Below are 2,336 nucleotides of genomic sequence, written 5' to 3' on the forward strand. Positions count from 1 at the left end.
TCCGACGCTCCCACGGCTTGTAGGCACACGGTTTCAGGTACTATTTCACTCCCCTCCCGGGGTACTTTTCACCATTCCCTCACGGTACTATCCGCTATCGGTCACCAGGGAATATTTAGGCTTAGCGGGTGGTCCCGCCAGATTCACACGGGATTTCTCGGGCCCCGTGCTACTTGGGTGTCTCTCAAACGAGCCGCTGATGTTTCGACTACGGGGGTCTTACCCTCTACGCCGGACCTTTCGCATGTCCTTCGCCTACATCAACGGTTTCTGACTCGTCTCATGGCCGGCAGACCATGAAAGAGAGATCCCACAACCCCGTATACGCAACCCCTGCCGGGTCTCACACGCATACGGTTTGGCCTCATCCGGTTTCGCTCGCCACTACTCCCGGAATCACGGTTGTTTTCTCTTCCTGCGGGTACTGAGATGTTTCACTTCCCCGCGTTCCCTCCACACTGCCTATGTGTTCAGCAGCGGGTGACAGCCCATGACGACTGCCGGGTTTCCCCATTCGGACACCCCCGGATCAAAGCCTGGTTGACGACTCCCCGGGGCCTATCGTGGCCTCCCACGTCCTTCATCGGTTCCTGGTGCCAAGGCATCCACCGTGCGCCCTTAAAAACTTGGCCACAGATGCTCGCGTCCACTGTGCAGTTCTCAAACAACGACCAGCCACCCATCACCCCGCCCTACACAGGCGAGTTCACTGGGGCCGGCACTGAGGAAAAATCCATTCCCTCAGACACCCAACAGCGTGCCCGACACACTCCCCGCTCCCCTCAACGTTCCACGCTCCGAAGAGCAGTACTAGAAGGAGAAGACGATCAAGTGTGCCGAGTAGTCAACGTTCCACCCATGAGCAACCAGCATCAGACGTTCGCCGATGTACTGGCCTCTGAACCAGCCCCGAAGGACCGGCTTAGAAGTGCTCCTTAGAAAGGAGGTGATCCAGCCGCACCTTCCGGTACGGCTACCTTGTTACGACTTCGTCCCAATCGCCAGTCCCACCTTCGACAGCTCCCTCCCCACAAGGGGGTTGGGCCACCGGCTTCGGGTGTTACCGACTTTCGTGACGTGACGGGCGGTGTGTACAAGGCCCGGGAACGTATTCACCGCAGCAATGCTGATCTGCGATTACTAGCGACTCCGACTTCATGGGGTCGAGTTGCAGACCCCAATCCGAACTGAGACCGGCTTTTTGAGATTCGCTCCACCTCGCGGTATCGCAGCTCATTGTACCGGCCATTGTAGCACGTGTGCAGCCCAAGACATAAGGGGCATGATGACTTGACGTCGTCCCCACCTTCCTCCGAGTTGACCCCGGCGGTCTCCCGTGAGTCCCCAGCACCACAAGGGCCTGCTGGCAACACGGGACAAGGGTTGCGCTCGTTGCGGGACTTAACCCAACATCTCACGACACGAGCTGACGACAGCCATGCACCACCTGTACACCGACCACAAGGGGGACCCTGTCTCCAGGGTTTTCCGGTGTATGTCAAGCCTTGGTAAGGTTCTTCGCGTTGCGTCGAATTAAGCCACATGCTCCGCCGCTTGTGCGGGCCCCCGTCAATTCCTTTGAGTTTTAGCCTTGCGGCCGTACTCCCCAGGCGGGGCACTTAATGCGTTAGCTGCGGCACGGACAACGTGGAATGTTGCCCACACCTAGTGCCCACCGTTTACGGCGTGGACTACCAGGGTATCTAATCCTGTTCGCTCCCCACGCTTTCGCTCCTCAGCGTCAGTATCGGCCCAGAGATCCGCCTTCGCCACCGGTGTTCCTCCTGATATCTGCGCATTTCACCGCTACACCAGGAATTCCGATCTCCCCTACCGAACTCTAGCCTGCCCGTATCGACTGCAGACCCGGGGTTAAGCCCCGGGCTTTCACAACCGACGCGACAAGCCGCCTACGAGCTCTTTACGCCCAATAATTCCGGACAACGCTCGCGCCCTACGTATTACCGCGGCTGCTGGCACGTAGTTAGCCGGCGCTTCTTCTGCAGGTACCGTCACTTTCGCTTCTTCCCTGCTGAAAGAGGTTTACAACCCGAAGGCCGTCATCCCTCACGCGGCGTCGCTGCATCAGGCTTTCGCCCATTGTGCAATATTCCCCACTGCTGCCTCCCGTAGGAGTCTGGGCCGTGTCTCAGTCCCAGTGTGGCCGGTCGCCCTCTCAGGCCGGCTACCCGTCGTCGCCTTGGTGAGCCATTACCTCACCAACAAGCTGATAGGCCGCGGGCTCATCCTGCACCGCCGGAGCTTTCGAACACCTTGGATGCCCAAGATGATCAGTATCCGGTATTAGACCCCGTTTCCAGGGCTTGTCCCAGAGT

Annotated in this window: 2 rRNA genes; both read right to left on the reverse strand. The window is 58.9% G+C overall.

The window, feature by feature from the left end:
- Positions 1-632, reverse strand: a 23S ribosomal RNA gene (locus tag ACIBNA_RS45005); the annotation flags it as partial.
- A gap of 307 nt (positions 633-939) precedes the next feature.
- Positions 940-2,336 (reverse strand): 16S ribosomal RNA (locus ACIBNA_RS45010); the annotation flags it as partial.

The sequence above is a fragment of the Streptomyces sp. NPDC050164 genome (assembly GCF_044459945.1).
Classification (GTDB): domain Bacteria; phylum Actinomycetota; class Actinomycetes; order Streptomycetales; family Streptomycetaceae; genus Streptomyces; species Streptomyces coeruleorubidus_A.